Raw genomic sequence first — 25,990 nt, 5'->3', positions numbered from 1 at the left:
TTTTTAGGCTCAAACAATAAAAGGTGCACCCTTTCATTATTATGATATCGCTCTCTTTACTTAGAAAACGTTTAGCCTTACCGAGAACTTCCTGGCAACTTTGTTTGTTAGCCGCTTTAGGTGGCACTGCATCAGCACTTTTAGTTGTGCTATTCTCCTACAGCATTGAGACAGTTCAAAGCTTTTATTTAGTCCAAAAAGATAATTATACCAGCTTAGATGCTTTAAGTCGTTTCCATTTGCCTATCGTAGGCGGATTAGTCATTTTATTTTTTGCTTGGCTAACCGGCTACCAGTATTTACGTACCGGCATTCCTTTTGTATTACATCGCCTAAAAGTAGCTAATGGCATTATTCCATTTCGCAATACGTTAAATCAATTTTTCGGCAGTGTGATTGCATTAGCCTCAGGCTTCTCAGTTGGAAAAGAAGGACCTGCTATACATTTAGGAGCCGCTTGTAGTAGTTATTTAGGTAACAAGTTAAATCTACCTTTTAATACCATACGCACACTTTGTGCATGTGGCATTGCCGCAGGTATTTCCGCTTGTTTTAATACCCCCATTGCCGCTGTTATATTTGTTATGGAAGTTATTTTACGCGAATACAAAGTGCATATTTTTATTCCTGTAATGATCGCTTCTATTACGGGGTCAATGATCACCCGAAGCCTTTTGGGGCCTGCCCATGAATTTGGATATTTTAGTAAAATATCCCTCAGTTTTCATCATTACCCTGTTTTGATTATATTAGGGTTAATACTTGGGTTATTAGCCTATGGCTTTAACCGATACTTAGTCCTTATTATAAAATATTCGAGCTCGATTCATATTGTGCCACGCATTATGTTAGCGGCATTAATTACTGGCATACTTGGCTTCTTTGTACCCTTTGCTATGGGCACAGACTTAAGTGTAATAACGTTTGCCTTAGAAAATAATATTCCTTTACAATTATTACTTGGGGTTTTATTCGCTAAAATCTTGATGACCATTACCGCTTTAGGCCTAGGTATTCCTGGTGGTATTATCGGTCCTATTATTGGTATTGGTGCTATTGTAGGCACCTGTGTTTCAGTATTAGCTACGGGTTATCTACCCGGAGAAAATTTTGCTGGTGATTATGCCTTAATGGGTATGGCGGGGTTCTTAGCAGCAACACTAAACGCTCCCCTTGCCGCATTATTAACGGTAGTCGAGTTGTCAAATCAGTTAGAGGTTGTTGTGCCAGCAATGATAGTTATCACCACTGCCTGTGTCTTTTCAGGGCAGTTTTTCAACAACCGATCGGTATTTGTTATGCAACTTGAGCAGCAGGGTCTCAAATATCGAAAATCTCCCATCGAGAAATCATTGCAGCGTATCGGTGTATTAGGCGTTTTACAGGAAAATATTAGCGTTTATCAACAAGAATGTTCTTTGGAAGTTTTCAGGGCATTGAAGAATGTTGAATTGTTAAATCATGTTATTATTGAAGTAGCACCTGAAACAGAAAGTCTTAGTCCTTACTCAACATTTTCATGGTTAAAAATAAAACACGAGCCAGGCACTAAGCGCGTTGAAATAGTACAATTACAGCTACTACCTTTGCAAAGCCAATCAACTTTAGCTGAAGCCTATTTAGCCCTGATTGAACAGCGAGATGGTGGTGTTTATATTTATGATAATGATCCTAATGAGATCTTAGGTATTATTACTTTTGAACAGATCAGAAGTTATTTATTAGAAGGAAAAACAACAGTATGACAACTCTTTTATGGTTAAAAGCTTGCCATGTTTTTTTTATGGTCGCTTGGTTTGCTGGTGTTTTTTATTTACCACGCCTGTTTGTTAATCATGCTGAAACCTCTAGTATTGAAGTCGCCGAGCATTTAAAGGGTATGGAAAAACGTTTGTTATATTTTGTAACACCTTTCGCTGTGTTAACCGTGTCTTTAGGCATAGCCTTGATTTATTATTACGGGTACGCTTGGTTTATTGCTTCAAAATGGTTGCACTTAAAAATAACTTTAGTGATTTTACTGCTCGCTTACCATGGTTATTGTTTTAAGTTAGTTAAAGATTTTAAAGAAGATAAAAATGTACGTTCAGGAAAATTTTATCGAATTTTTAATGAATTTCCCGTCCTTATATTGCTCGCCATATTATATTTGGTGTATTTAAAACCTTTCTAATGGCTTATCTTTGCTCATATTCTGGTTTATAGCCCATAAGAAGCTTTCATTAATTAATTTGAACGCTTTGATTTAGACACACAGAAATTGAATAACAGCGATAATCTATTCTCAACATTTCTGAATTGTGCTATATTCCTGCATCAAAAATAGTCGCAGTCTTATAATTTTAGGTAACTTTTTATGATGAAGTTTGAAGGAAGTCATATCCTTTCTGTCTCGCAGCTTAATCGCGATGCTATCTCTCGTATTTTAGAAGTTTCATCACTAATGGCGCCTTATGCTATGCGTAAGAAGCGTTGTCATGTGTTGGATGGCGCAATTCTCAACAATCTTTTCTTCGAGCCCAGTACCCGTACTCGAGTCAGTTTTGGTGCTGCTTTTAACCTTCTCGGTGGTGCTGTTCGTGAGACCGTTGGACAAGAAAATTCATCGTTGAGTAAAGGTGAATCTCTCTTTGACACGGCACGTGTTATTAGCGGCTACTCTGATATTATTGCGATGCGACATCCCACGATGTATTCAGTTGAAGAGTTTTCAAAAGGCAGTAGTGTACCGGTTATTAACGGCGGAGATGGAGCTAATGAACACCCAACACAAGCCTTACTTGATTTGTTTACCATGCAATCTGAAATGGCGCCACATAACAAAACTTTAGACGGTTTAAATATTGTCTTAATGGGTGATCTCAAACACGGGAGAACCGTACATTCATTATCAAAATTACTCAGCTTATATAAAAACATGAAAGTAACGATGATATCTCCTGACGCACTTAACATGCCCGACAGTATAATCTCATCCTTAACCAATGCCGGACATCAAGTTGTGGTTACCGATAAAATTGACCATAATTTATCGTGCGATATCATCTATCAAACGCGCATTCAGCAAGAGCGCTTTGCCAGTAAAGACGAAGCTAATTTGTACCGTGGTCATTTCAGCTTAAATAGAGAAGTTTATCAGCAGTTTTGCCAGCAACATACTGTGATAATGCATCCCTTACCACGCGATTCTCGCCCTGAAGCAAACGAGCTTGATAGTGATTTAAATGATTTAGACAACCTAGCTATTTTTAGACAAGCCCAAAATGGTGTACTGGTACGTATGGCATTATTTGCCTTAACACTGGGTGTTGAAAATAAGCTCAGCCAATTTGAAAAACCAGTGACTTGGTACACCAACAAATAAATAATTCTTAAGTATATAAGCGACAACAGTTTATTTAATGTTAGTCGTATTATAATTAACAAAGTAGGCAATTTATGAACCATTCAGAACAACTTTTTAACAGCGCAAAACAAATTATTCCCGGTGGCGTAAACTCGCCTGTTCGTGCATTTAATGGTGTTGGCGGTACGCCTTGTTTTATTAAACGCGCTGAAGGTGCATATATTTATGACGCCGATGATAAAGCTTATATTGATTATGTCGGTTCTTGGGGACCAATGATTTTAGGCCATAACCACCCGGCTATTTTAGCAGCAGTTATTGAAACTGCTCAAAATGGCTTAAGTTTTGGCGCACCTACCGAGCTAGAAATCACTATGGCAGAGAAGGTACGTGAACTAGTACCGTCAATGGAACGCATTCGAATGACCAGCTCAGGTACAGAAGCTACCATGAGCGCAATTCGGTTAGCTCGTGGCTACACTGGACGTGATAAAATCTTAAAGTTTGAAGGTTGCTACCATGGTCATGCTGATTCGCTATTAGTAAAAGCAGGCTCAGGTGCACTAACCATGGGGGTGCCAAATTCACCCGGTATTCCTGCTGATGTTGCCAAGCACACATTAACCGTTAGTTTTAATAATATTGACGAAGTTAGACAAATCTTTGCTAAATATAAAGATGAAATCGCCTGTATTATTGTCGAACCTGTTGCTGGAAACATGAACTGTGTTCTTCCGGTAGAAGGTTTCCTTGAAGGTCTACGTGACGTTTGTGATGAACATAAAAGTGTATTGATTTTTGATGAAGTAATGACCGGCTTTCGTATTGCATTAGGTGGGGCTCAAGCACATTACAATATTGTTCCTGATTTAACGACGTTAGGTAAAGTTATTGGTGGTGGTATGCCTGTCGGTGCGTTTGGCGGTAAAAAAGAGATTATGGATTATATTGCACCTATTGGCCCTGTTTACCACGCAGGTACCTTATCGGGTAACCCTATCGCTATGGCTGCCGGTTTAGCGGCATTAAATGAATTAAGCATCGGTGATAAACACGAGCAATTGAGTGCATCAACTGAAAAGCTTGCTATGGGTTTAAAAGCAGCAGCCGAGCGCAATGGCGTGTCATTAAGCATTAACTATGCTGGTGCAATGTTTGGTTTTTTCTTTACAGATTCACCAGAGCCTGTCACTACTTTTGAACAAGCAACCGCTTGCGATACAGATAAGTTCAGACGTTTCTTCCACTTAATGCTAGAAAACGGCATCTACTTGGCACCTTCAGCTTATGAAGCTGGCTTTTTATCTATGGCTCATACCGATAAAGAGATTGAATTAACGTTAGCCGCTGCTGATAAGTGCTTTGCTCAACTATAATGTAAAAATTAGCGTGGTTTAGCGACTAAACCACGCTCGTTGACGCACAAGGATGTTAATTTTTAACAAGACCATCCTTAAAATAAAAAGGGATAGCCGATGGCTATCCCTTTTTATTAACGGTGACGCTAATTTACTTTAACGGCCAGTAATTCATTTTCAAGCCAATGATAAGCTTGTTGCCAACCTAATTCTAAACCTGAAAATACCGGATATTTCCATTGATCAAATGAACGACTTGCCTGCAGTTTCTTAGTCACTAAGACACTTTTTTCAGAATAGCAAACAAAGGCAAGCGCTTTCAAACCTTCATAAGATGCGACTGAAAGTTTCGCCTCATAAGTATAGGTGTAGTTATTAATGCGGTTGATTAACAGGGCAAAATCCCCTTCTACGTTCTCATGCACAAATTCATGGCATTCCTCAACCATTTCAAGTGTCATTTCGACGCCTTCATCAGCGGTTACTTCAATAATATTATTTGCAAATATATTATAAAAGCCAAAACTTAAACGATGCTTCATATCAGATCCAGCGTATTAATTTTATACGTGATATCAATCCCTTATGATTAACAAGCAATCCTATGAGCCAGCTAATTTTTTATACAATAGTATCTGTATAATAAACATGCAAGAAAAGGCATGATAAAAAAACAAGATACATTAGTAAACCTGTTATGCTAATCAGTAAAAAGTTGTTCGAACCAAGATAACTTTTTCTTCTTTTCTATCAGCTTTTTTCCTAAACAATGCGGCTCTATTAAAAGACCTGTCGTTATTGCCGGATAACTAATCATTTCAGCACACTCGATACTGACGGCGATACCACTGGAAGATTCAAAATTAGTTAATGCAATATTTTCAGGCATTAAACGACTTTTGTTAACCACACCGTTTTTATTCATAAACTGTGCAAATAGCACTAAAGCGCCGCTACTGCCTGTTAGGTTGGTCGGTTTGTTGTCGTCACGACCTAGCCAAGTCGTCACTAAGTTTTGGTTATCATAACCAATAAACCAACTGTCTCTTTGATCATTGGTGGTACCTGTTTTTCCTGCTACTGCTGCCCCATCTAAACGCCAAGTAAGCGACTTAGCCGTTCCTACTTCGGTTACTTGTGATAAAGCATGGTCAAGTAAATACATAGCTTGAGTTGAGAACAACTGCTCGTCTGGCGCTTCAAATTGCCATAAAGTTTCGCCCTGTGCCGAGATAATACGGTCAATCGCATGACTATTACTCTTAAATCCTTGATTGGCTATAGATAAATAAAGCTGATTAATTTCATATGGTGATAAACTTAAAGAGCCCAATAACATACTAGGGCGAGTGACGATATCTTCGGGATAACCTAGCAAGTGAAAGATATTGGCAATATTTTCTAAGCCGAGTTGCATACCTAAATTCACTGTTGGCACGTTTAACGACCTAACTAAAGCATCATGTAGGCTTACCTTGCCTTCAAATTTTCCATTATAATTATTTGGACGCCATTCTTTGCCCCCATCGCTGATAAGTACAATAGGTTCGTCGTTCAATAAGGTTGCAAAGTTATATTGTTGATAACGCTCTAGAGCGGCCAAGTATATTGCGGGTTTTACTAATGAACCGATGGGACGTTTAGCATCTAATGCTCGGTTAAATCCGGCATAACCCGCTTTTTTATCGCCAACTAAGGCTTTTACTTCACCTGACTTGATATCGGTAACCACCATGGCAAGTTGTAAGGACTCGCCTTTGTTTAGTATTGTTAACTCAGGGATATGCTTAGCTATCGTTTGTTCTGCATTCATTTGTGCTGTTATTGAAAAGCCTGTAAAAACTCGAACACCCGCTTGTTGTTGGAACGCTGAAAGCTTTTCAGAAAGTTCTTTTTTGACCAATTGTAAATAAGCAGGAAACTTTTTATTGGCTAAACGGCGAGTTTTACGAATAGATAAAGGTGATACGACTGCCGCTTGATAGTTTTTTTGTGAGATCAGTTCATTTTGATACATCAACCGTAAAACAAGATCTCGTCGCTTTTTAGCATTTTTAGGGTGACGCCAAGGATCATAATAACTAGGCCCCTTGACCTGCCCAACAAGCATGGCCATTTGTTCAATCGTTAAAGATTGGATCGGCTGACCAAAATAAAATTTAGCCGCTAAGCCAAAACCATAAATACCATTAGCATAGTGTTGTCCTAAATAGACTTCATTTATATAGGCTTCAAGTAGCTGATCTTTGCTATATCTAAGCTCCAGAATAATCGACATAACCGCTTCGTTAACTTTACGCCAGAGTGTTTTATCACGGGTTAAAAACATATTTTTAACCAGTTGCTGTGTTAAGGTACTCCCTCCCTGAACCGTTCTCCCTGCTTGAATATTAGCCACTAAAGCTCGAAAAATTCCTAATGGGGAAACACCCGCATGAAAATAGAAATCACGGTCTTCAACTAATAGTAAGGTATCAATAAGTTGCTCTGGTACTCTTTGTAGTGAGACTATCACCCTATCTTCTTTGTTTTCAGGAACTAATCGCCCCAGTGAGTAAGGTTCAAATGAAAAACTTTCAATAGCTCCTTGCTCATTAAACAAAGAAAGTATTTTGTTACCGGCAATATTAATAGTGAAGCGCTCTACGTGCGTATTACCGTTGCCAAAATCAAAAGCGCGACGATAAACAATCAGCGTCGTCTTTGATAAAGCAAATTCACCCGGGTTGAGCGCCTGTTGCTTTCTCTGATAACCAGACAAAAGTAAATTTTGCTTTAGTTGAACAAGTGAAGCATTATCGCCAACTTTGAAACTGTCAACTTTGCCATAAACTTGCACGGGAATGTTCCACCGTTGCCCCTCAAATTTATCTTTCACTTTACTGTCGAGGTAAACCGCATAAAAGCTAAATAAAAATATAAAGGTAATGAACAATTTCAAAGCAGTATGCCAGCACCAACTTACCCGAGAGGCTCTGGTAGCAGTCTTTTCTTTGGTTTCTTTTTTCACATTATTAGTCATTTTAAATAGTATTTTCATCAGTTAATAAAGCTAATGCTTCATTACATATATTTTTTAACGCGGTTAGTCGCCTTTGCATTAGCGGGATCATTAGGCCAAAAGTGCTTAGGGTATTTTGCTTTCATCTCTTTTTGTACTTCTTTGTAGCTTCCTTGCCAAAAAGCAATGAGATCTTGTGTCACTTGAATAGGTCTCTTTGCCGGCGATAGCAGCTCAATAATCAAGGAAACATCGCTGTTATGTTGATCATCGCCAACCTTAGGGGTAACACTCACGCCATAAAGCTCTTGCATAGGCATTGAAACAATTGGCGCTTGCTCGACACTATATCGAATTGGGCAACGTCTTCCTGTTGGGCCAACAAAATACTCAGGGGCAATACGAGCGAAGGTTTTTTGCTGGTTATAATCAAGTAACGATAGTAATGCCGATGATAAATTTACTTTATCTAGCTGGTTTTTATTTTTAATCGCACCAATAAAAGGAACTAACCATAACGCTAAGTGTTGTAATAAATCACTTTCCTCAACATTAGGAAAATTTAAATGCGGCTGAGTTTGATTAACCCAACGCCAACGACTGAGTAATTTTTGATCAGCTTCGCGCCAATGAAGATAGGACAGACCATTTCGCTCAATTTGTTGTTGCCATAAAGTAGCTAGTGCTTCATCACTTATTTGTTCATTACTGGGCTTTTCTGACAAGACAATAGCACCAAATACTGTTTGCTGCTTAGCACTTATACGTTGGGTTTTCGAATCGTAATTAAGTTGTTTTATTTGTTTTTCAGCGATAATTCTCAAATTAATAAGCTGTTTAATATCAACCGGTGCAGCAAGTCTTACTTGTAATTTTTGTTGGTATTCAGCTAAATTAGCAGCCACAATATAATCTTCACTCGCCAGCGCATCTTGCTCATTGATCATAAGACCTTTACCATTTTCAGCTAAAAAATGGCCGTATTGTGCCCGTTGTTTAGCAATACGCTCGGGATAAGCTAAAGCAAGTAATAATCCGGTTAATTCCACTGGTAAGCTTGATAAATTCGATACTGAAACTTCATTAATTCTTTGTAAGTGTTTTTTTGTTTGTAGGAAAAATGACTGATATTTTTTGCTGTTTGATTGCTGAATTAACTCACTCAAACGGTGACGTAAGTCACAATCGGTAAATGCACGTTCACCACGAAATATATCTCGGTCTTCAAGCAATGACGCTAACAATGCGGCGAGGTTTGTTAATCCTAAGTATTGATGTTTTTTTTCTAATGCTGAGGCTCTCACAATCATTTTAGCAAAACGTGGATGACAAGCAAAACCAGCAACATTTTTGCCAAGTGGAGTTAAGTTTCTTTTATCGTCAAGTATCTGCAGCTTTTGTAATTCTTGCCATGCTTGAGTTTCGAGTAGTTTTGCCGGAAGTTCTATCAGAGGTAGTTCATTAAATTGCTTAACACCCCAGCGTGCAACCTCTATAACCATAGGAAGTAAGTCAGCTTGTTGAATTTCACTGGCACTTTGTTCGTTCCTGCGCTGAAAATCTTCGTCGCTGTAAAGTCGAATACATTTACCTGCCATCATTCGACCCGCACGTCCCATACGCTGTATTGCAGAGGCCTTAGAAATATTACGCTGCTGTAACTGATTTGTCAGCGTTTGCCGGTCGTAGATGGCGACTTTTTCTAAACCACAGTCTATAACTAAATCAATTCCTTCAATAGTTAAACTCGTTTCTGCAATATTAGTTGCTAGAACAATTTTATGAAGCCCTTGCTCGGTAGGCGAAATTGCCTGTTGTTGCTCCGCAAGCGTTAAGTTGCCATATAATGGACATAATAAAAAATGCTTGGGTAATAACTCACCTAACTTTTCAGCAAGAAAACGAATGTCAGCGATACCGGGTAAAAAAACCAATATTGAACCTTGGTGCGAGTTTATTGCATTCTTACAAATATTAACCGCGTGTTCACGCCATAATCGGCTATTTTTTACTGGCGAATAACTAACATCAATAGGGAAACTTCGACCTTCACTAGCAAGAGAAACGGCGTCGGGTAATTGCTTGAGTAATTCAGCAGTCGCTAACGTTGCTGACATTAATAATATTTTTAAATCGTCTCGTAACCCTTGTTGTGTATCTCGTGCTAATGCAAAAGCTAAATCTGCATGAAGTGACCTTTCATGAAACTCATCAAAGATCACTAAAGCACAATTTTCAAGCTCAGGGTCATGCTGAATAATTTGGGTGAATATACCTTCAGTGATGACCTCCAATTGAGTATTTTCAGATACCCTACTTTCATTTTTCAACCGATAACCGACTGTTTTCCCGACCGGCTGACCTATCTGCTTTGCTAAAAAACAAGCAACTGTTTTAGCCGCTAAACGACGAGGTTGAAGTAAGTATATTTTTTTACCTTTAAATTGGCCAAGTGCTAATAGCCATAACGGTAGGCCTGTTGATTTACCCGCGCCTGGCGGAGCAGATAGTACAAGAGTTTGATGCTGAGTTAATGCATCAAGAAATTCCGCTTTGATGTTTTCTATGGGTAATGGAGAAACAGACATTTTAATTTTTATGAAATAGGGTCGGGTAACAAGCTGATAGTCACTCTATCACAAACGTTTCAAGCCATATTGTTATATTTCGTTCGCCAGCCTAAAACAGGTAAATAACCGCTAAGAATGTAAATATATAAATGCCTAAACAAAAAAGCACAATAATGTTCATTATTGTGCTTTATATCGATTAACACGTTACATTAAAAATTACTTAATTAACTCAGCGATCGTGGCAATACCTAAGCCAGTCCCTCCGGCACTAAATAGACTAGTGCTACTGCCATTATAAGCCGTCGCTAAATCAAAATGTAACCAACCTGCTCCTTCATTGTCGACAAATCTAGATAAAAATCCCGCAGCATTACTTGCACCGCCAGCACCGCCACCCGGTACAGGTCGACTGTTTGCCGTATCTGCAAATTCAGATGGACATTTATCTTGATGCCAAGCGGCTAAAGGAAATTGCCATATTGGCTCATTCACTTGCTCTGCGGCTTTTTTCGCTTGCTCTGCAGCTTGGTTATCTAAAGTAAATAAAGCATTGTATTCACCACCAGTAGCCATTACCGCCGCACCTGTTAGTGTTGCTGCGTCAATAATAAGAGGCGCCTTAGTTTCGCTTGCTGCTAATAAACCGTCAGCCAGTACTATTCGACCTTCAGCGTCGGTATTTGCGACTTCCATCGTTACACCGTTTTTATAAGTTAAAATATCGCCCAACTTATAAGCATCGTTACTGACCATATTTTCAGCACAACATAAAAATAACTTAACGCGTTTATTTAAACCTTGTCTAATGGCTAGTGCCATAGCCCCCGCAACCACTGCAGCACCGCCCATATCACATTTCATGTCAAACATACCTGCGTTTGACTTTAAGCTGTAACCGCCACTGTCAAAAGTGATACCTTTACCGACTAAACAAGCAGATACAGCCGCATCAGGATCGCCTGTTGGGTTAAAATCAACTTCTAATAAACACGACGGATTAATACTGCCTTTACCAACATTATAAATGCCAACCCAGCCTTGCTGTTGCAATTCATCGCCAGAGATAATATTGCTGGTGACATAAGCAGGTGCTTGAGCATTAATATAGTCTGCTGCTAACTCAGCCAATTTAAGCGGATATAGCTCAGAAGGTGTTTGATTAATTAAATCACGGCTCCAGGCAAAAACAGCTAATTTGTCGTTCAAACTATTGATACATTCGCTGCTACCGGTAAATTCAACGTTAGTTAATTTTCCAACACAAGTAAAACCGAGTGCAAAACTCCATTGAGTATTAGCTTGCCAGTTATCACCAGATAAACGTGCATGCTTAACGCCAAGTTTTTCAATGCTACGTGCTGCTTTTTGAATCTGTCTTAAGGGGCTACCACTTGAATCTTTCAAACAGATATGAAGTTCGTTATCAACATACTGAACAAGGTTGTCACTTTGCCAATTATTACTACTACTTTGCTTTGATAAATGAATATTTGTTACTTGGGTCATAAACTATCCTGAAGATCATAAATTAATACGACTTAGTTTATACTTATCATCAAGCAAAGCCGATACTTTTTAAAAAGTAGTTATTTAATTAATGTAAACCTAGCCAAACCTTAGCTTTAGACAAGGGCGTTCAGCAGGGAAAATGGATTATTTAACGGTATAATATTGCGATTTTCTTGTTGTTCTTTTTAACGACAACACCAAAATATCTATGGAATTTTTTATCACAACTACCATCTTTTAACGCCTTTTCTAATCCAAATGCACTGTCTGCAACAAGTTTAGTCTTACGCTTATTAACATAGAAGTAAAAGACTGGCTTTAGAAAAAACGGCTAACTTTGCAATAATTTTAGCGAGTATTGTTGGCCAATTAAGTACCACTAACAAAAGTTAGCGGTTTGTCAGTACATAACGTAACATTAATAAAACTTATCATTTATTTTTCCAATGAACATAAATCTTAAAAAAGCGATTTTAATCAAACGTTATAAACGTTTCCTTGCAGATATCATATTAGAAGATGGTACTGAAACAACGCTTCATGTCGCCAATACAGGTGCTATGACCGGTTGTGCGACAGAAAAAGATACTGTCTGGTATAGTACTTCAGATAATAAAAAACGTAAATATCCCTACAGTTGGGAAATCACCCAAACACAAAATGATCATTTCATATGTGTAAATACCCTACGTGCCAACCAATTAGTTGAAGAAGCACTGACTAATAGAACAATTAATGAACTGCACAACTATAAAACGTTAAAACGAGAAGTAAAATACGGTGATGAAAATAGTAAAATCGACTTCTTACTTACTGACGAAAACGATGTGTTAACTTATATAGAAGTTAAAAGTGTTACCCTGCTAGGTGATGGCTCTATAAGTAAGCAAGGCTACTTTCCTGATGCAGTCACGCTTCGTGGCCAGAAGCATTTACGTGAACTCATGCAAATGAAACAACAAGGTCATCGAGCTATTTTGTTATTTGCTGTACTTCATAGTGGGATTGACAGCGTTATGGCCGCACAGCATATTGACGCTAAATATGCAGAACTTCTATCACAGGCTAAGGAGCAGGGTGTTGAGGTTATTGCTTACAAAGTAAGCTTTAAGCAAGATATCAGCAACATTCAAATGACTTTGGTCGACGCCTTGCCGGTAAAATTAGCGGAAAATGTAACGGATTAACCAAAAAAAAGAGTTAAATACATTGACTCACCCTAACAAAAATTGTTAAAAAAGCTTGCTCAAAAATAAATTGTTAAAAAATAGTATACAAAAATATTTCCACTTTTCCGAACGAACCCACAACCGTTTGATTTAAAAGAAAAATAATTATTTTTTAAGTTAATTGTAACGAAAGCCTTGAATTATGATTCGTGCAACGCAATATAGACTGGGTATTTCAGGTCTATTTATTATTGGCAATTGCAACCACGGGTGTAGCTTTTAATGAAAGAGCAACAACTTCGCCATGTAGGTCGATGTAGCATTTAGGAGAATAAGCATGCCAGCCAAAAAAGTACTAGGTATTTTAGCATTAGCGGGCGTATCGCCGTACGCAGAGAAAGCCAACGAAGAGTACATGAACGCTGCTCAATTAGAGCATTTCAAGAAAATTCTTGATGCTTGGCGAGTGCAGCTTCGCGAAGAAGTTGACCGCACAGTTATGCATATGCAAGACGAAGCAGCTAACTTCCCTGATCCGGTTGACCGAGCAGCTCAAGAAGAAGAGTTCAGTTTAGAGCTACGCACACGAGATCGTGAACGTAAACTCATTAAAAAAATTGAAAAAACATTACAATTGATTGAAGAAGATGAATTTGGCTTCTGTGATTCATGTGGTATTGAAATTGGCATTCGTCGTTTAGAAGCGCGCCCAACTGCTGATTTATGTATTGAATGTAAAACACTTGCTGAGATTAAAGAACGCCAATTAGCAGGTTAGTTGCTTGATTAAATGATATTACGCTAACGTATTCATTATATGAATCACGACAAAATTAATATTACGCGGCCACAATATTTGAGTAAATCTACGACTCAATATCGTGGCCGTTTTGCTCCATCCCCTTCGGGTTTCCTTCATTTTGGTTCTTTAATCGCCGCACTCGCCAGCTATTTACATGCAAAAAATCAGCAAGGTTTATGGTTAGTTCGTATTGAAGATATAGACCCACCCCGTGAAATGCTCGGCGCCAGTGCTGCAATTTTAACAACACTGGATGCTTATGGACTCCACTGGGACGAACCTGTTTTATATCAAAGTCAGCAAAGTGATTTATATCGTGACGTTTTAAAACAATTAGCAGAGCAAAAACTCACTTACCACTGCCAATGTACACGCGCTGAAATCAAGGCCCAGGGTGGGGTTTATCAAGGTCAGTGCAGAAATAAAAATCATCCGCAAACAAATAGTGCTACGCGGTTACGTAATCTCCACGGTATTTATCACTATCATGATTTAATACAAGGTGATTATTTTTGTCCGCAACAGCTTGCCAAAGAAGACTTTATTTTAGCCAGAAAAGATGGGCTATTTGCTTATCAACTTGCTGTTGTGGTCGATGATATTTATCAAAATATTAGCCATGTTATTCGAGGCTGTGATTTACTCGACCCGACAGTAAGGCAGTTAAGTTTTTATCAACAATTAGGTTATCAAGCGCCACAGTTTGGCCATATTCCATTAGCCGTTGATGCTACTGGTTTTAAACTCAGTAAACAAAACAAAGCCCCTGCCATTGATAATAACAATCCAACACCCTCCTTAATCGCAGCCCTTAATTTTCTAGGGCAACATCCACCCAAAGACCTTTATGCTAATTCTGCCACGCAAATAATAGAGTGGGCGATAGAAAACTGGTCTACAGATGCGATCCCTAAGCAGCAAGAAATAGCATTTTGTCAGTAATATTCAAGTAAAACGGGTGTTTGTTGAATTTTCAAACGTTTTATATTCTCTTTTATTGCCCCGTGATATATTATTGTAGCCAATAAAAAACTGAAACGTAGCATTACAAGATGTTTCAACTTCCCACATTATCCAATCAAGGCCAGTATTATCAAAAGTGTTATCAACTTGTGTAAAAGAGTATTAGGTAAAGCCTCTAAAAAAATGGCTAAAAGCTCAACTAAAATTCAGCCGACCTCAGGCTCTACTGTTTTAACACGCGACCAGCATAATGTTTCTCGTAAGAAAATGAGCAACAACGCTTTAAAAGTGCTTTACCGCTTAAATAGTGGTGGCTATGACGCCTATTTAGTCGGTGGTGGTGTACGTGATTTATTATTGGGTTTAGAGCCAAAAGACTTTGATATAGCGACCAATGCGACTCCTGAACAAATTAAAGATTTATTTCGCAATTGTCGATTAATAGGTCGCCGTTTCCGGTTAGCTCATATTGTTTTTGGCCGTGAAATTATTGAAGTAGCAACATTCCGTGGCCACCATGAAAATGCGCCAGAGAAAGAGCAAAGTTGCCAAAAGACTTCAAAACAAAGTGAAGACGGCATGTTACTGCGTGATAATATTTATGGCTCTATCGAAGAAGATGCTGAACGTCGTGACTTTACCATTAACGCACTTTACTACAGTGCAAAAGATTTTAAAGTTCATGATTTTGCTAACGGTATTGGCGACATTAACGCTAAATTAATCCGTTTGATTGGTGATCCTGAAACACGATATCGTGAAGATCCGGTTCGTATGCTACGTGCAATTAGATTTGCCACTAAGCTAGATATGACCATTAGCCCAGAAACAGAAGCGCCAATTGCTGAATTAGCTCCTTTAATGGCAAACATACCTCCGGCAAGAATGTTCGAAGAATTTTTAAAGTTATTTATTGCCGGCAAAGCGCAACTTACTTTTCAGCAGTTAAGAAAGTATGATTTATTTCGCTATTTTTTCCCAGCAACCGACCAAATGCTAAGTAAAGGCAATCATCCACATATTGAACGTTTTATCGTTCAAGCACTGGAAAATACCGATAGCCGCATTAATAATGAACAACGCGTCACCCCAGCATTCTTATTTGCCGCTATGCTTTGGTATCCACTGCAAAGTCATGTTGAGCGTTTACGTAGTGCACAACCACAGCTGTCACCCCAAGATGTATTTTTTGCTGCTTTAAGCGAAATAATGTCTGAACAACAGCGCAGTATAGGTATCCCTAAACGTTTTCAGGCAGTAATGAAAGACATATGGATCCTGCAAGATAAGCTAAGTCGTAGAGATGGTAAACGTGCTTATAAGGCGTTAGAACATCAGAAATTCCGTGCGGGATATGATTTTCTTTTACTGAGAGCCCAAATAGAAGCAACACCAGAAAACCCAGCATTAGAAGAGTTAGCAAAGTGGTGGACTGACTTTCAAGTGAATGACCACAACACGCAAGAATTGATGATAAAAAGTATTGCCCAATCACGAACTAGCAGCCGAAGAAGTCCTAGAAAACGTCGGGTTGTTCGCGAAGACAAGTCGAGCAGTACTGATTAATGGCGTTAGTCTATGTAGGATTAGGCAGTAACTTGTCTGATCCTCAAAAACAGATAGAACTTGCAGTTGCGTCCTTAACACAAATAAAAAACACCACACTCGACGGTGTTTCTTCGCTGTATTTTAGCCGCCCAATGGGACCACAAGACCAACCTGATTATATGAATGCTGTTGCCTTGTTAAGAACTGACCTCAATCCTTTAGATTTACTCAACGAATTACAAGCTATCGAAAATAATGCCGGTCGTGTTCGAAAAGATAATCGCTGGGGAGCACGTATTCTCGATTTAGATATGCTTTTATTCGATAATGAAACCATTAACCACGAACGCTTAACCGTGCCTCATTATGGCTTAGAGCTTCGTGAGTTTGTCTTGCTACCGCTTGCAGAGTTATCACCTAAGCTAACACTCCCCAATGGCAAGCCTGTTTTAGCATTAAGCCAAGCTATTGCGACAAATGGGTTAAAAATTCATAGCAAGTTGCGCTAATTTAACAATTATGCGAAAGTACGCCCACTCAAATACGCTCTCTGAGTATTTACTCAAACCTTAAAAATTTTGGACTAAATATGGCTAAGATAACCACATCAACTTTGCTAAAAATGAAACAGCAAGGTGAAAAAATTTCTACCATCACCGCATATGATGCAAGTTTTGCAAAACTATTCGATCAAGCGGGTATTCACGCTATTTTAATTGGCGACTCATTGGGTATGGTTTTACAAGGCCAAGATGACACATTACCTGTTGATATAGACCATATGGCTTATCATACACAATCGGTAAAGCGTGGTGTTACTGACACCCTCATCATTAGTGATATGCCTTTTATGACATATGCCACTAAAGAGCAAGCTTTCACTAACGCGGCAAAACTTATGCAAGCCGGTGCAAGCATGGTAAAGATGGAAGGTGGTGAATGGCTAGTTGATACAATTAAAGGCCTAGTAGAGCGCGGTATCCCAGTCTGTGCTCACTTGGGCTTAACACCACAATCTGTTAATGTATTTGGTGGGTTTAAAGTACAAGGCCGTGAAAAATCACAAGCAGATAAAATGATCGCCGACGCTAAGTTACTTGAAGCGGCTGGCGCGCAATTGTTAGTTTTAGAATGTATACCTTGTGATTTAGGTAAAGCGATTTCTACTGCTGTTTCAATCCCAACTATTGGTATTGGTGCAGGTAAAGATACCGATGGTCAAATCTTGGTGATGCACGATGCTTTGGGTATTTCCTGTAGCTATATGCCGAAGTTTTCACGTAATTTTTTGATCGATACTGGTGACATTAAAAAAGCCATTGAGTTATACATTAGCGAAGTCTCCGATGGAAATTTCCCTGGTGACGAACATATTTTTGTTAAATAGATTGTAAAATACCCTATATGAAAATAGTAAATGAGATTATCGAATTACGCCAACAAGTCACTCAATGGCGTAAACAAGGTTTAAAAATAGCGTTTGTCCCTACCATGGGCAATTTACACGCTGGGCATATAGCTTTAGTAACAGAGGCTCATCGCCACGCAGACAAAGTGGTTGCCAGTATCTTTGTTAATCCTATGCAATTTGGCGCCAATGAAGATATTGACAATTACCCGCGCACGCTCGACAACGATCAACACCAATTAGTCTCTGCTAATACTGATTTACTCTTTATTCCATCAGCTCAAATGATTTATCCTAAAGGGCTAGATAAGCAGACTTATGTTGATGTGCCCAATGTATCTGTTGGTTACTGTGGAGAAAGCCGTCCAGGGCACTTTCGTGGTGTTGCAACGGTTGTGTGTAAACTGTTTAATTTAGTACAACCAGACATCGCGTGTTTTGGTTTAAAAGACTATCAGCAAGTCCAAGTGATAAAAACTATGGTTGAAGACCTTTCAATGGCTATTGATATAATTGCTGTCGATACGGTTCGCGAAAAAAGTGGCTTAGCAATGAGTTCGAGAAACGGTTATTTAACGCCGGAACAACTTGCAATCGCACCAGCACTTGCAAAAAACATTCAATGGCTAGCACAGCAAATAAAGTCTGATCACGACTTTAGTGGTCTGATCAAACAAGCCACACATTTGATTAATAATGCCGGTATGAAAACTGACTATATTGATATTTGTCATGCAAGAACACTGCAACCCGCCAATAAAGATGATAAAGAATTAGTGATCCTCGCCGCTGCCCATTGTGGTAAAGCAAGGTTAATCGATAATTTACAAGTTTTCCTGTAATAATTATTTACTGCTCGTATTAATCAATAAAGATCAAAAAAGCCGAATGTTATTTTCATAACGTTCGGCTTTTTAGTATTTACTGTGCTAAAACGCGACAAAAATTTATTCGTATGAGCGTTCTAACCATTGAATTTGCGATTGCAATTCTAAAATTTCTTTTTGCGCTTCAATTAAGGCTTGTTGAACCGATGAAATGTCAGCGTGATTGTGTTCAGATACTTCTACTGGAGTTTTTCTCATGTCGTATTCCATAATTATTACCACCACAAAATGTAATCGTGCATGAATTATTACACAGCAACTTTCATAAAGAAAATAACATTTATAGATCTAAATGAAACTTTATAGAACAAAAATTCATTAAAAATATATATAACTTTACTTAACAGTGAGTTAGATAATTTTTTTTAGGGAGATAAATAATAAAACGAAAGAAATAACTTACACAACGAAAGTATAAGTAAAACATTTCAAGCAGAATTACAAAATATAAGCTAAGTTAAAGACAACAAATCAGGTAGAAAGGTTTCACTTTCTTGAGCCAATTCAAGTTGCTCGACTAGCACATCATTAAGAATTTCATTGGAGGTTAATGGATTCGCCAATACAACACGAAAAACCACAGTTTTACGACCTTGATAACGCTGCACTTCAATACGCGTGCGTGAAACAAATGATTTACCATTTTCACGTTGACGTTTTTGAATAAATTTAGTCAGGTCATCGAGTAAATAATTAATCTTATCTTGTTGTTCTGCTGAACTATTTGCTAATAAGTTTTGCACCGCTTTTGGATTGTAGCGATAGGTTAATAAACATAACTCTGGTTCAGTTATTAACTCAAAGTCAGCATGCTGATTAATGCGTTCTGCAAAATACCGTGCTCTGTCAATTCCTTGGTTAATCAACATTTCATAACCAGGTCGACTGATAATATGTAAGCTTGCATAAACCAACATCGCCATACCGGGTCTTGAACCCTCCAAGGTATGTGAGCCTAAATCTTTTGAACCTTTACGTAAAATATATTCTGCATGGTGTTCAATAGAAGCCACAGAAGCCGGATTTTTAAACACCACCAGGCCTGCCCCCATAGGCACATACATTTGCTTGTGAGCATCGATAGTTACTGAATCAGCGCGTTCGATACCCTTAAGCAGTGGACGATATTTATTTGATAATAATGTCGCGCCACCCCATGCTGCATCAACATGAAAGTGTGTTTGAAACTCTTCAGCAATATCAGCCATTTTATCTAATGGATCAATGTTACCTGTTTCTGTTGTACCAGCAACGCCAACAATACTTAATACGCGGATGTTTCTTTGTTTCAACTCAAGGCATTTTTCACGCAATTTCTGGCAATCAATGCGGTTATGGCCATCGGTAGGAATTGATATCACGCTGTCCTGACCAATCCCTAGGATATCAGCAGACTTCTTTAATGAATAATGGCCACGGTCAGACACTAAAATCACTAAGCCATCATATTTATAATGTTTTAATGCGTTAAATAAGCCTTCTCGTGCAATACCTTTGAAATCACCATCAGCTTTCAACAAATTATTACGCGCGACCCAAAAGGCCGTTAAATTGGCGACAGTGCCACCAGAACAGAAGGCACCCAATGAATGGTTAGCACTGTGCATCCATTGCTCATAAAAATGGTCATTATCTTTATAAACCAAACGATGCATCATACCTAACACTTGACGTTCAAGTGGGGTAAATGCTTTTGATGTTTCAATTTTGACTAAATTCTGATTTAAACCCACCATCAATTTAGAAAGTGGTAAAATAAAGTAAGGTAAAGCTGAGGTCATATGACCAATAAAACTTGGGCTTGATGTATGCACTGATTGTGCAACAACTTTATCTAAAATATGACGAGTATGATCAGAAACAAAACTAGGTTCTTCGGGAATTGCCGAGCTAGCGAAATCTTTTTCAATTTCGCTTAAGGCACGTTCTTTAGCAGCAATATGATTACCTAAAAAACCAGCAAGATTTTCTGATATTTCTTTTTCGATCAGCCCCAACGTCGAATCAGGTGCTTCCGGAATTGTAAAAATACTGTGTAAAGACTCTTGAGTCGCTTTTGCTGTGCGCTTATTCGTCGTCATACCTTGCCGCTGTAACCATGTTGGTAAGTAAACATAAAACGGCACTTTAATAAAAAATGACTGAAATGTCTTGTACTTTATTTTTATCTACCAGAGAAAAGTCCAGCAATAAAGTCACTACATAATGGTTGCTGCGTAAACTAGCGCTAATTCTACAAGTGCTAAAGTACTCAACGCCATCATTAATACATTCTTTTTAATTAAATTATTCATCTTCAATATCCTTTTTGATTGAGTATTATTACTCATTAATCAAAAAGTAATCAAGATCTAAGCCATATACGTTAAAGAGTTGATTTTTAATGAAAATCAAATTTAATTTAAAATCATTATTTACTGCTCATTAAATAAATTAGCGAGTTTCACTAACTTATTGTCAATTTTGCTAAGCAGCATAGTTAATAAAATTAAATAAAAGGTAGATATTCACGATTGAGCAATAACTGCCAGCAAGGTTGACCACTCGCTTTATATTTTGCTTCAAATGGCGTTAAAGGCTCTTCATTAGTAATCGCACTAATATCACCTAAAATACCCGCTACATCGGCAGCAAATTGAAACTCTTCTAAGTATAATCGCCAGTTACTGCGCAGAATAATTTGTTCACCAATATTAATAATTTGTGGGAATACCGCACTACCATGCCAACGCCTTTGAATATGTTTAGATTTAGGCCAAGGATTGGGATACAAAATATAATGTTTATTTACTGGCCAATTCGCTTGGTCAACTAAACGATAAAAATCATTCAAATTTGCTCTAACTAAATGGAAATTCTCAATTTTAGAGCCATCGTCATGGAGAAGTTCATCAACATTACGATTAATGCGATGCGCTGACTTATCTACACCAATCACTAAAGCCTGCGGATTTTGTTTGGCTAAAATACGTGTACTTTGCCCAACACCACAGCACGAGTCTAAAATAATATCCCCTTGATGGGCTTTCACTAAAGCATCCATTTCGGCAAACGCTTGCTCGGTATGTGCTTGAAAAGGCTTTTGTGAGCGGTGCTGTAAATGTTTTTCAACAATTTCTTCAAGTTTTTCATGAATGCCAGGTTGATTAGTGATGATAACTCTTGAATCACCCGTCACGCTGACATCCTCTTTATCGATATTGATAGTCATTAGCTACGTAGCCCTATTCCTTTGGTGATAAGTGTCATGGCAATCGCATATAAGGTAATAATAAATGCCCCTAATACAGAGAATGCTAATGTTAGACTCACATCACTGATGCCTAAAAATCCGTACCTAAAAGCATTGACCATATAAACGATAGGATTTAATTGTGAAACACCTTGCCAAAAATCAGGGAGTAAACTGATTGAATAAAAGACACCACCAAGATACGTTAATGGCGTTAAAATAAACGTTGGTATAATGGATATATCATCGAAACTACCAGCGAAAATAGCGTTAATCAAACCGCCTAAGGCAAACGTGGCTGACGTTAAACTAACCGTGGCAATAATCACCCAAATATTATGAATTTGAATATCAACAAACAATAAAGAGACTAAAGTCACTATCGTACCCACCAACATACCACGTGCCATACCGCCACCGACATAACCGGCAACAATCACCCAATTTGGTACCGGTGCAACCAGCATTTCTTCAACATTACGTTGCCATTTAGCACTAAAAAATGACGAGGCGACATTGGAGTATGAATTGGTAATGACACTCATCATGATTAAGCCAGGCACAATGAACGACATATAATCAAACCCGCCCATTTGTCCAATGCGCGAACCGATAAGTTCACCAAAAATAACAAAGTATAAGCTAATGGTAATAGCCGGAGGGACCAATGTTTGTACCCATATACGCATAAAACGATTTATTTCTTTATATAAGATGCTTTTCAGAGCAATAAAATTACTTTTTGATGACATACTATTTATTCTCCTGTTTAACTTTTTGCCCACTACCCACGAGACTGACGAATAACTCTTCTAGGCGATTACTTTTATTGCGCATACTACGAACATTAATATTTTGTCCGTTAAGCTGGCTAAAAATATCATTAATAAGTTGCGACTTTTTCACATCAACTTCTAAGGTGTGGTCGTCAATCAACCGACAAGTGAAGGCATCAAGCTCTGGCGCATTAGTTACGGAGTCGATATCAAAGACGATTGTTTCTTGGTCTAATTTTGACAGCAAAGATTTCATATCAGTATCTTCAACGATCACACCTGAGTCAATAATGGCAATATTTCGACAAAGCATTTCAGCTTCTTCCAAATAATGGGTCGTTAAAATGATCGTAATACCCTGCTTGTTTAATTCACGTAAGAAAATCCACATTGAGCGACGAAGTTCAATATCAACACCAGCAGTAGGTTCATCAAGAATAAGTACCTGCGGTTCATGCATTAGCGCTCTTGCAATCATCAGACGACGTTTCATTCCTCCTGAAAGCATACGACCTGCATCGTTACGCTTGTCCCATAAATCGAGTTTTTTCAGGTACTTTTCAGCGCGTTTAAATGCTAAAGAACGTTCAACACCATAGTAACCGGCTTGATTAACTAAAATAGTTAACAAGGTTTCGAATTGATTAAAGTTAAACTCTTGTGGGACTAGACCTAAATAGCTCTTGGCTTGTTCAAGTTCTTTATCGATATCATGGCCAAAAACCTTAACACTACCTGCGGTTTTATTAACCAAAGAGGTGATGATACCTATGGTTGTCGACTTACCTGCGCCATTAGGACCAAGTAAAGCAAAAAAATCACCTTGTTTAACCGTAAGATCGATACCTTTAAGTGCAGTAAAACCACCTTTATAAACTTTTTTTAAGCCAGAAATTTCTAGTGCGTTATCCATGGTTCAACCTTTTGTTTTTTGATGTGCAATAGGTGAGGTCAAATTTACTTTTTTCAACCGCTAAGCGATCATTTAAATACGGTAAAAGTGACAAAATAGTCGACCAACAGCATTGCCAATTAATTGTATACAATTTAAAGTGATTGTACGCAAATTAAGGAAATATTATGCCTAAAATAAAAATAACTCGTTGGCTATGCTCAACCGCATTGACCACTGCTATTGCAGTATCATTAGCTGCTTGTCAAAACATCTCCACAGAAAATACCACAAATACTAACATTAACCTTAAAAAATCAACGCCGTTAACCGTTGAACGTATTTACAAAGAGGGTGAATTTAGCTCAGATTATATTTCTCGCCTACGTTGGTTAGCCGACGGTAGTGGTTACACCATCGTTGAAAAATCAGCAAAAACAAAAACAGATGAAAAAGGCAAAGAAGTCAGCATAGGTCGTGACATCGTTGTTTATAACCCTGAAACCTTAAAGCGTTCGGTATTGATTTCGGCACAACAACTGACACCTAAAGGCACTGAAAAGCCATTAGATATAGATAATTACACTTGGTCAGACGACCGTCAAAAATTGCTTATTTATACTAATAGTAAAAAAGTATGGCGCTCAAACAGTCGAGGTGATTATTGGTTATTAGATATAAAAACCAATAAATTAATGCAACTTGGTGGCAAAAACCCCTTAGCAAGCTCATTAATGTTTGCAAAATTTTCGCCTAATGCAAATAAAGTCGCTTACGTGGTTGCAGACAATATTTATGTAGAAAACTTAGCAAATAATAAGGTGTCTCAATTAACATTTGACGCTGGCGATGGAAAAATCAATGGTTTATTTGACTGGGTTTACGAAGAAGAGTTTACCATTAAGGATGGTTTTCGCTGGAGCCCTGACGGTGAAAAAATTGCCTACTGGCAGTTAGACACCAGTGGTAGTAAAGACTTCATTATGATTAATAATACTGACGAACTTTACCCGACCATCACAAAATTCCCTTACCCTAAAGTGGGTGAAACAAATGCATTACCAAAAGTTGGCGTAGTAAATTTAGCGACAACAAAAACTATCTGGGCCAATCTACCCAACAACTCACGCAACATGTATATTCCACGCATGAATTGGTCAGGTAACAGTCAACAAATATTGGTACAGCATGTCAACCGCAAACAAGACACTAATATTCTTTATTTAGCTAACGCTAATACCGGTGATGTCACAACCGTGATGACAGAGCAAGAAGAGACCTTTCTTGATTTCTTTGACGATGCTCGCTGGTTAAACCAAGGCAACAGCTTTTTATGGATTAGTGAACGCAGTGGTTGGCGCCATGTTTTCAACATAACACGTGACGGAAAAACCGCTTTAAACTTAACGGAAGGTGACTTTGATGTAATAAGCATTCAAACCATCGACGAAGAAAATGGTTGGTTGTACTACATAGCTTCACCTGAAAATGTTGCACAGCGTTACTTATATCGCAGCAAGCTTGATGGAAGTTTAAGTAATCAACGGGTCACTCCTGAAGAATTTGCTGGTACTAACAGTTACCAAATGTCGGCAGACGGGCAATGGGCGATTCATTCACACTCGACATTTAGCCAACCAACGCAGAAACGTTTAGTGAAAATTGAAGGTCATCAAACCAAACACATGATGATGGACAACAAGGTATTAATCGATAAATTAGCTGAGTTGCCAAAAACAGATCATGAGTTTTTTCAAGTAAAAGCACAAGATGGTGTCGTTTTAGACGGTTATATTATTCGCCCTGCAGATTTTGATCCTAAGAAAAAATATCCTATCATTTTTTATGTTTATGGAGAGTCTTGGGGACAAACGGTTACTGATAGCTGGCGTGGCAGTGCAGCTATGTGGGATCAAATGTTAACTGAACAGGGTTACATAATAGCCTCTATTGATAATCGCGGTACACGCACACCAAAAGGCAGAGAGTGGCGCAAATCAATTTACGGCGCAGTCGGCGTACTTTCTTCACGTGACCAATCTGATGCATTAACAGCAATGGCAAATCGTTGGGACTATATTGATACTGACCATGTTGCTATTTGGGGACATTCTGGCGGTGGTTCGATGACCTTAAATATGATGTTCCGTTATCCTGAGCAATATCATGTAGGTATTTCTTTAGCACCAGTGCCTGATCAACGTTTATACGATTCTATTTACCAAGAACGCTATTCGGGTTTATTAGCTGACTTTGCCGAAGGTTATAAACAAGGTTCTCCTATTACCCATGCTAAAAACTTGCAAGGTAAGTTACTGCTTATTCATGGCACAGGCGACGATAATGTTCATTACCAAGGCTCTGAACGCCTAATTAATGAATTAGTTAAGCACAACCGTCAGTTTGACTTCATGTCTTACCCGAATCGAAGCCATGGCTTGTACGAAGGCAGTGGCACAACGTTACACATTAAAACCATGATGACTAATTACTTCAATACACACTTGAAGCTGTAGCGGTTAAAAT

The 25,990-nt window shown here is 38.4% G+C and carries 21 protein-coding genes; 12 read left to right on the top strand and 9 right to left on the bottom strand.

Annotated elements, in window-relative coordinates:
* Positions 1-41 precede the first annotated feature (41 nt).
* The 4 genes from H4J57_RS05775 (at position 42) to hemL (ending at position 4,722) form a co-directional block, all read left to right on the top strand.
* A complete protein-coding gene (locus H4J57_RS05775) occupies positions 42-1,745 on the top strand; it encodes a chloride channel protein (protein ID WP_182215581.1) in 1,704 nt (567 codons plus the stop codon).
* Entirely contained in the window at positions 1,742-2,173 is a 432-nt protein-coding gene (locus H4J57_RS05770) for a CopD family protein (RefSeq protein WP_182215583.1), read from the top strand. Before H4J57_RS05775 ends, H4J57_RS05770 begins: the two co-directional genes overlap by 4 nt.
* A 183-nt stretch (positions 2,174-2,356) precedes the next feature.
* A complete protein-coding gene (locus H4J57_RS05765) occupies positions 2,357-3,364 on the top strand; it encodes an aspartate carbamoyltransferase (RefSeq protein WP_197517584.1) in 1,008 nt (335 codons plus the stop codon).
* Between the two features lie 74 nt (positions 3,365-3,438).
* A complete protein-coding gene (gene hemL, locus H4J57_RS05760) occupies positions 3,439-4,722 on the top strand; it encodes a glutamate-1-semialdehyde 2,1-aminomutase (RefSeq protein WP_182215584.1) in 1,284 nt (427 codons plus the stop codon).
* 128 nt (positions 4,723-4,850) lie between these two features.
* On the opposite strand, the gene H4J57_RS05755 is transcribed toward hemL, so the two are convergent.
* The 4 genes from H4J57_RS05755 to pepB form a co-directional block, all read right to left on the bottom strand.
* Entirely contained in the window at positions 4,851-5,246 is a 396-nt protein-coding gene (locus H4J57_RS05755; RefSeq protein WP_182215586.1) for a hypothetical protein, read from the bottom strand.
* A 158-nt stretch (positions 5,247-5,404) separates the two neighbouring features.
* Positions 5,405-7,714, bottom strand: coding sequence for a penicillin-binding protein 1B (gene mrcB / locus H4J57_RS05750; protein ID WP_310733704.1), 2,310 nt, complete (start codon positions 7,712-7,714; stop codon positions 5,405-5,407).
* 53 nt (positions 7,715-7,767) lie between these two features.
* Positions 7,768-10,293 (bottom strand): ATP-dependent helicase HrpB, encoded by a 2,526-nt coding sequence (gene hrpB, locus H4J57_RS05745; protein ID WP_182242220.1) that lies wholly within the window; start codon positions 10,291-10,293, stop codon positions 7,768-7,770.
* A gap of 201 nt (positions 10,294-10,494) precedes the next feature.
* The gene (gene pepB, locus H4J57_RS05740) at positions 10,495-11,784 is read right to left on the bottom strand and encodes an aminopeptidase PepB (RefSeq protein WP_182242219.1); all 1,290 of its coding nucleotides are present in this window, start codon (positions 11,782-11,784) and stop codon (positions 10,495-10,497) included.
* 449 nt (positions 11,785-12,233) lie between these two features.
* On the opposite strand from pepB, the gene sfsA reads away from it, so the two are divergent.
* From sfsA to panC, 7 genes are all read left to right on the top strand, one after another.
* A complete protein-coding gene (gene sfsA, locus H4J57_RS05735; protein ID WP_182242218.1) occupies positions 12,234-12,974 on the top strand; it encodes a DNA/RNA nuclease SfsA in 741 nt (246 codons plus the stop codon).
* A 319-nt stretch (positions 12,975-13,293) separates the two neighbouring features.
* Positions 13,294-13,734 (top strand): RNA polymerase-binding protein DksA, encoded by a 441-nt coding sequence (dksA, locus tag H4J57_RS05730; RefSeq protein ID WP_182175389.1) that lies wholly within the window; start codon positions 13,294-13,296, stop codon positions 13,732-13,734.
* A 39-nt stretch (positions 13,735-13,773) separates the two neighbouring features.
* Entirely contained in the window at positions 13,774-14,700 is a 927-nt protein-coding gene (gene gluQRS, locus H4J57_RS05725) for a tRNA glutamyl-Q(34) synthetase GluQRS (protein ID WP_182242217.1), read from the top strand.
* A gap of 204 nt (positions 14,701-14,904) precedes the next feature.
* Positions 14,905-16,287: a polynucleotide adenylyltransferase PcnB gene (gene pcnB / locus H4J57_RS05720; RefSeq protein ID WP_182215628.1), complete on the top strand. Its 1,383-nt coding sequence runs from the start codon at positions 14,905-14,907 to the stop codon at positions 16,285-16,287.
* Complete coding sequence (gene folK, locus H4J57_RS05715) at positions 16,287-16,778, top strand: 2-amino-4-hydroxy-6-hydroxymethyldihydropteridine diphosphokinase (RefSeq protein ID WP_182221293.1); 492 nt, start codon at positions 16,287-16,289, stop codon at positions 16,776-16,778. The genes pcnB and folK overlap by 1 nt, the downstream gene beginning before the upstream one ends.
* Before the next feature lie 80 nt (positions 16,779-16,858).
* Positions 16,859-17,656, top strand: coding sequence for a 3-methyl-2-oxobutanoate hydroxymethyltransferase (panB, locus tag H4J57_RS05710; RefSeq protein WP_182215597.1), 798 nt, complete (start codon positions 16,859-16,861; stop codon positions 17,654-17,656).
* Between the two features lie 17 nt (positions 17,657-17,673).
* Positions 17,674-18,519, top strand: a complete 846-nt coding sequence (gene panC, locus H4J57_RS05705; protein WP_182242216.1) for a pantoate--beta-alanine ligase — start codon at positions 17,674-17,676, stop codon at positions 18,517-18,519.
* 105 nt (positions 18,520-18,624) lie between these two features.
* On the opposite strand, the gene H4J57_RS05700 is transcribed toward panC, so the two are convergent.
* From H4J57_RS05700 to H4J57_RS05680, 5 genes are all read right to left on the bottom strand, one after another.
* The gene (locus H4J57_RS05700) at positions 18,625-18,762 is read right to left on the bottom strand and encodes a hypothetical protein (RefSeq protein ID WP_157470960.1); all 138 of its coding nucleotides are present in this window, start codon (positions 18,760-18,762) and stop codon (positions 18,625-18,627) included.
* A gap of 254 nt (positions 18,763-19,016) precedes the next feature.
* On the bottom strand, positions 19,017-20,645 hold the full coding sequence (panP, locus tag H4J57_RS05695; RefSeq protein ID WP_182242215.1) for a pyridoxal-dependent aspartate 1-decarboxylase PanP: 1,629 nt from the start codon (positions 20,643-20,645) through the stop codon (positions 19,017-19,019).
* A gap of 407 nt (positions 20,646-21,052) precedes the next feature.
* Entirely contained in the window at positions 21,053-21,775 is a 723-nt protein-coding gene (locus tag H4J57_RS05690) for a tRNA (guanosine(46)-N(7))-methyltransferase TrmB (protein WP_182221296.1), read from the bottom strand.
* Complete coding sequence (locus H4J57_RS05685) at positions 21,775-22,548, bottom strand: ABC transporter permease (RefSeq protein ID WP_070375522.1); 774 nt, start codon at positions 22,546-22,548, stop codon at positions 21,775-21,777. Before H4J57_RS05685 ends, H4J57_RS05690 begins: the two co-directional genes overlap by 1 nt.
* Before the next feature lies 1 nt (position 22,549).
* Positions 22,550-23,485 (bottom strand): ABC transporter ATP-binding protein, encoded by a 936-nt coding sequence (locus H4J57_RS05680; protein WP_182215606.1) that lies wholly within the window; start codon positions 23,483-23,485, stop codon positions 22,550-22,552.
* A gap of 167 nt (positions 23,486-23,652) precedes the next feature.
* On the opposite strand from H4J57_RS05680, the gene H4J57_RS05675 reads away from it, so the two are divergent.
* Positions 23,653-25,980 carry a S9 family peptidase gene (locus H4J57_RS05675; protein ID WP_182242214.1) on the top strand — a complete coding sequence of 776 codons (2,328 nt, stop codon included), beginning with the start codon at positions 23,653-23,655 and terminating at the stop codon, positions 25,978-25,980.
* Positions 25,981-25,990: the final 10 nt, after the last annotated feature.

This window comes from Colwellia sp. BRX8-7, from assembly GCF_014077275.1.
GTDB lineage: Bacteria > Pseudomonadota > Gammaproteobacteria > Enterobacterales > Alteromonadaceae > Colwellia_A.
The sequence above is the reverse complement of the archived record's forward strand: the minus strand, read 5'-3'. Positions and strand labels throughout refer to the sequence as shown.